We start from the raw sequence: 5514 nt of genomic DNA, 5'->3' as shown, positions 1-5514 counted from the left end.
CGAGCCCGACCATGGCGCCCAGCTCCGCCGCGCGGTAGCCGGCGGCATTCACCACATGCTCGGCCTCGACCACGCCGTCCGGGGTGGTGAGCTGCCAGTAGCCGTTGCCGCCCCGGGTGATCGCGGTGACCGGGCAGTTGCGCCGGATCTCGGCCCCGGCCGCGCGCGCCTCGGCCGCGAGCGCCTGGGTCACCATCGAGGGGTCGATGTCCCCGTCCAGGGGGTCGAGCAGGGCGCCTTTCAGCCCGTGCAACTCCAGGAACGGGTAGCGTTCCTTCGCCTCTGTCGGCGACAGTACCTGGAACTCCAGCCCTTGCGCGCGCGCCATGCCGGTAACGTGCCGGAACTCATCGAGCCGGTCCTGCGACTGGGCGAGGCGCAGGGAGCCCGTCACATGGTAGGTCACCCCATGGGCGGAATCGGCGGCGAGGCGGCGGTACATTTCCAGGCTGTAGGCCTGCATGCGCATCACCGGCCAGGAGCCGGAAAAGGTCGGGGTGTTGCCGGCGGCGTGCCAAGTCGAGCCGGAGGTGAGCTCCGCCTTCTCCAGGAGCAGGAGGTCCTGCCAGCCCGCCTGGGCCAGGTGCCAGAGCGTGCTCACGCCGGCGATCCCGCCGCCGACCACCACGACCCGAGCCCGGCTGCGCATCTCGTCCCTCCCGTCTGTCGCGACCCATCCATGGCGCGATCCGCCCGCCGACACCATCTTCAGAGCGGCATGCCGCCGACAAAGGGCGAACGGGTGAGGAAGATCCAGCCATTGGCCGGCCTGGCTGCCGGGGTCCTGCTGCTGGCGGGCTGCGCCCCGGACTTCGTGGACGATCCGCCGCCGGTCCGGCCGCTGGCGCAGGCTGGTGGCCTGGTCGTGCGCGATCCGGGCTTGCCATCGCCTGGCACGGTGATCCCGACCACGCCCAAGCCCCAGGACGTGGTGACCCCGCCGCCTGTGCCGGACCCAGGTGCCAGGCTGCAGCCGGACGAGCATCCACCACTGCCACCCGCCGCCAGCCGCGTGCCGCCGCCGACGGCACCCGTTTGGCCGGAACCGCCGCCGAACTATGGCCGGACGCGCGAAGGCGCCGCTCCCTTGAACATTCCGAATCGGCCGCCAGCGGTCTGGCGGTAGCGGGGGTGGCAGAGTGGCCCACCGAGTTCCTGGTCCGTCCGGCCGGGGTCGCCGACGTGCCGGCCCTGTTCCGCATCCGCACTGCGGTTGTGGAGAACGTGATGACCATGGCGGAACTGGCCGCCCTGGGCATCACGCCGTCAGGCATCGCGGCGGCATTGAGCCATGGCGAGGCCGTCGCCTGGGTGGCGCTATGCGAAGGCCGGGAGGCCGGGTTCTCGATGGTGCGGCCGGTGGAGGGCGACGTGTTTGCCCTGTTCGTCCTGCCGACGCATGAGGGCCGGGGCATCGGCCGCGCCCTGCTACGCGAGGCCGAACGCTGGCTGGCTGGTCGCGGGATGACGGAGGCCTGGCTTTGCACGGGTGCCGAGCCCGGCCTGCGCGTGCCGGGCTTCTACCGTGCGGCCGGCTGGCGGGAAGCCGGACGGATGTCGGACGGACAGCTCCGGTTCGTCCGCCCGCTCCGCGGCTAACGGCATCAGCCGGAGAAGGCGGCGAGGATCACCGGCATAGCGCCGAGCACGGCGACGAAGGCCACCAGACCCGCGACCTCCAGCAACTGGTTGAGCAGGTCGGTGCCCAGCCGGACACGGCCCTTCCAGCGGCCGATCCGGGACGAGAGGGGGCGGGCAGGCCAGCCCGGCACGGTAGCGATCATTGGAAGCGTCTCCTTCACGCCCGTGCACCGGCATCCGGTTTGGGCGGGCAGATGACGCATGTTCACGTAACGTTCCCAGATCATCAAGAGCAAAACGAGAACATTGCGCGAAATGTCGAAGCCTGTTGCCTGCCGCTGGATGGCAGTGCTTGCCCAGCCGGACCAGCCGTGCGAGCGCAAGCCTGTGTGGATTGCGTTTTTGGCGCAGCGACATGCCCGTCTTCCTCTTGCTCCTGTCCCTAGTGTTCGCTGCCTTGCCGGCCATGGCCCAGGAGGCTCCGGCGGGCGACCCGCAGCACAAGGTCGAGGAGTTCACCACGCTCCTGGCCGACCCGGACGTGCAGGCCTGGCTTCGGGAGCGGGCGGGAGAACTGGCAGCCGCGCCCGCGGCACCGGCCCCGATCACGGACATCGACGGCAGCGCGCTGGCTGGGGCCTTTCATGAACTCGAGGTACGGCTGGACGTCCTGCTGGCCGGCCTGCCCCGCCTGCCGGCCGACCTCGCCACGGCCGGTGACCGTCTCGCGCAGGAGATCGCCAAGGTGGGGCCGCTGGGGGCCTTGCTCCTGGTACTGGGCTTCGTGGCGCTGGGGCTGGGTACGGAGTGGGTGTTCTGGCGCTCGACTCGGTCCGTGCGCCGCCATATCGCTACCGCGCCCATCGACACACTCAGGCAGCGGCTGCGGATCATCGGTGTTCGCTTCCTGTTCGGCCTGTGCTGGATCGGAGCGTTCGCCCTTGGCAGCCTCGGCGCCTGCCTCCTGTTCCCGTGGCCGGCCTTCCTGCGCTCTCTGCTCCTAGGCGCCCTCGCGGTGATCCTGGCAGTCCGCTTCACCCTGGTGATCGCCCGGTTCCTCCTTTCGCCCGGTAACGAGAAGCTCCGGATTGTGCCGACCACCACGGAAGCCGCCTGGTTCTGGACCTGGCGGCTGGCGGTCTTCTTCGGCTACCTGGTGTTCGCCTGGGTCGTGCTCGATCTGGTGGCCGCGGTGGGAATCACCGAGGTGTCGATGCGGCTCCTGGGCTATGTGTTCGGGCTGGGCGCCCTGGCCATCCTGGCCGAGGCGATCTGGCGGCAGCCGCCGCGGCAGCCGGGGTCACCGCGTCCGGCAACGGCCCTCCGGGTCGGGATGATCGTCTACATCGCCTTCGCTTGGCTGGTCGGCCGGGTGCTGAACGTCGTGCCGCTGTTCGACGTGATGATCGTAGCCCTGCTGCTGCCGCTGGCCATCCGGATCTCGCATCGCGCGGTGCTGCACCTGCTGCGGCCAGGCGACCTCGACGGCGACGGCCTGCTGGGCGACCAGCCGGCATCCCAGCAGCCGCCCTCGGCCTGGACCGTGGTGATCGAGCGCGGGCTGCGCCTGATGTTCTTCGCGATCGGCGCCTGGATCATCATCAGCGGCTTCGGCGTCGACATGAACATGATGCGCACGAGCGACGACCTGCTGGGCGTGTTCCTGCGCAACCTCCTGCGCGCGCTGGCGATCCTGCTGGTGGCCGACCTCCTGTGGCAGCTCGCCAGGACCGCGATCGATCATCACCTGGTACGTGCCGCCGGCGGCAGCGAGGCCGATCCGACCGAGATCATCCGCCGCCGCCAGCGGATCCGCACCCTCCTGCCGATCCTGCGCAACGTGCTGTTCGTGGTGCTGATCACCATGGCGGTGCTGATGGCGCTCTCGAGCCTGGGCGTGGAGGTGGGCCCGCTCATCGCCGGGGCGGGCGTGGTCGGCGTGGCGATCGGCTTCGGCGCACAGACGCTGGTCAAGGACGTGATCAGCGGGATCTTCTACCTGCTCGACGACGCGTTCCGTATCGGCGAGTACATCGTGAGCGGCAGCTACAAGGGCACGGTCGAGAGCTTCTCGCTGCGCTCGGTCAAGCTGCGCCACCAGCGCGGCTCACTCTATACCGTTCCGTTCGGCGAGCTGGGCGCCATCCAGAACATGAGCCGCGACTGGGTAATCGACAAGCTGACGATCAACGTCACCTATGACACTGACCTGGACAAGGCCAAGAAGATCATCAAGCAGATCGGCAAGGATCTGCTGGCCGACGAGGAACTGGGCCCCGGCTTCATCCAGCCGCTGAAGATGCAGGGGGTGAGCAGCTTCGGCGACTTCGCCATGCAGCTCACGCTGAAGATGATGACCTATCCCGGCAAGCAATTCACCATCCGCCGCAAGGCCTATGCGATGATCAAGCGGGCGTTCGCCGAGAACGGCATCCAGATCGCGGTGCCGACCGTGCGGGTCGCCGGCGCCGATGCGCACGAAGGTGCGGAGGCGGTCGCCGCCAAGGCCGCCAACGACGTGCTGGCGGCCAAGGCGGCGGGAGCGTGAAGCAGGGCGGGGCCGGATCGGCCCCGCCCGCCGCTCACCACTCCTCGTCGAACCCGCCACCCATGTCGTCGACCTGCGGGACTTCCTCCTCGTAGCCGGCGTCGGCGTAGTCCGGCTCCTCCTCGGCCGGCGCCTCGTCCACCGGCGCGGCCTCGGCCACGCCCGGGTCGAACATCGACATCAGCATGTTGCCGAGGATCATGCCGCCGGCCACGCCCATGGCCGTCTGCATGGCACCAGCGAGGAAGCCGCCGCCCTGACCGCCCTGGAACATGCCCGGCCGGTAGCCCGGCGCATGGACGGGGGCAGGGGGCGGCATGACGTTGCGCCCGCCGCCACCGCCGCCGCCGAAGATGTTGGAAAGGAAGCCGCCCCCGCCGGCCGGCTTCTGCGCCGCGGCCTGCTGGTTCTGCAGCTTCCATTCCAGCTCGCGGATCTTGTTCTGGCTCTCCGCCTGCGCGTGCTCCAGGAAGAACGCCATCTGGGTGATGTAGTACTTCGTCTGCGGATTCTGCTGCAGCAGCTGGTCGATCTGGCGCTCCGCCTCCGGGTCGCGCTCGGCGTCCAGCTTCTTCATCCGCTCGAAGAAATCGTTGATCGCCTTGCGATCTTCTTCAGTCACGCTCGCCTCCTGGGATCTGACAACGACCGAGCGCCGGCAGGTCGGGTCGACCTCCGGTCCACGGGCTGCTCGGCCATGTCGCTACGTCAACGAAGGATTGCGGGCACATCGACAACAACCCCGAGATCGATGCCGGCCGCCATTGGCCGACAGGGAAATCGGGGGTCCGACATCACGGCCTGCCGATCGGCAGGCCGCCAGAGGGGCCCGGACCCCGTTCACTTCCCAGTTAGGGGGCCAGCCGGTGCCGATCAAGCGGACAGACGGCGGCGTCACACTAAGTTACGAACTCCGGGGCCTGCGCGCCCGAGCCGGCTACAGGATCGCTACCTCGGTCGGCACCGCCTGGACCTTGTCGATCCGGTGGCCTTCCAACTCCACCACCTGGAACCGCCAGCCACGCCAGTCGAACGCCTCGCCGGCCTTGGGAATCCGGCCGAGCTGCGCCAGCACGAAGCCGGCGAGGGTGGTGTAATCGTCGCTCGCCATGCCGCTCGCAGCCAGCGTGCGCTCCACCGCGTCGATCGGCATCCGCCCATCCAGCAGCCAGCTCCGCTCGCCGGCCTTCACCGCGTCGGGCAGGGCGTCGGCTGCCAGTTCGGGCAGGTCGCCGGCGATCGCTGCCAGGATGTCGGTGGGCGTCACCAGACCCTCGAACGAGCCATGCTCGTCCAGGACGATCGCGAGGTGGACGGTCGAGGTCTTGAAGCGCTCCAGGGCCTTCAGGACCGGCAGGTTCTCGGGGATGTAGAGGGGCTCACGC

7 protein-coding genes are annotated in these 5514 nt (G+C 69.4%); 3 read left to right on the top strand and 4 right to left on the bottom strand.

Features of this window, described 5'->3' with window-relative positions; all coding sequences use genetic code 11:
- On the bottom strand, positions 1–649 hold a 649-nt coding region (locus VNS22_RS21280; RefSeq protein WP_325736026.1), incomplete at its 3' end, for an FAD-binding oxidoreductase.
- A 93-nt stretch (positions 650–742) separates the two neighbouring features.
- Here VNS22_RS21280 and VNS22_RS21275 point away from each other — a divergent pair.
- Both VNS22_RS21275 and VNS22_RS21270 read left to right on the top strand, forming a co-directional pair.
- Positions 743–1126 carry a hypothetical protein gene (locus VNS22_RS21275; protein WP_325736024.1) on the top strand — a complete coding sequence of 128 codons (384 nt, stop codon included), beginning with the start codon at positions 743–745 and terminating at the stop codon, positions 1124–1126.
- Positions 1127–1131: 5 nt separating this feature from the next.
- Positions 1132–1599: a GNAT family N-acetyltransferase gene (locus tag VNS22_RS21270; protein ID WP_325736022.1), complete on the top strand. Its 468-nt coding sequence runs from the start codon at positions 1132–1134 to the stop codon at positions 1597–1599.
- A 5-nt stretch (positions 1600–1604) separates the two neighbouring features.
- On the opposite strand, the gene VNS22_RS21265 is transcribed toward VNS22_RS21270, so the two are convergent.
- On the bottom strand, positions 1605–1784 hold the full coding sequence (locus tag VNS22_RS21265; RefSeq protein WP_325736020.1) for a hypothetical protein: 180 nt from the start codon (positions 1782–1784) through the stop codon (positions 1605–1607).
- Positions 1785–1996: 212 nt separating this feature from the next.
- On the opposite strand from VNS22_RS21265, the gene VNS22_RS21260 reads away from it, so the two are divergent.
- The gene (locus VNS22_RS21260; RefSeq protein WP_325736019.1) at positions 1997–4129 is read left to right on the top strand and encodes a mechanosensitive ion channel family protein; all 2133 of its coding nucleotides are present in this window, start codon (positions 1997–1999) and stop codon (positions 4127–4129) included.
- A 34-nt stretch (positions 4130–4163) separates the two neighbouring features.
- Here the strand turns inward: VNS22_RS21260 and VNS22_RS21255 are convergent, their stop codons facing one another.
- Entirely contained in the window at positions 4164–4751 is a 588-nt protein-coding gene (locus tag VNS22_RS21255; protein WP_325736018.1) for a DUF2076 domain-containing protein, read from the bottom strand.
- A 315-nt stretch (positions 4752–5066) separates the two neighbouring features.
- Positions 5067–5514 (bottom strand): transporter associated domain-containing protein (locus VNS22_RS21250; RefSeq protein WP_325736017.1); only part of this gene is annotated, 448 nt, incomplete at its 5' end.

This window comes from Geminicoccus sp., from assembly GCF_035556675.1.
Taxonomy (GTDB): Bacteria; Pseudomonadota; Alphaproteobacteria; order Geminicoccales; family Geminicoccaceae; genus Geminicoccus.
This window is presented reverse-complemented; position numbering and strand designations above follow the sequence as displayed.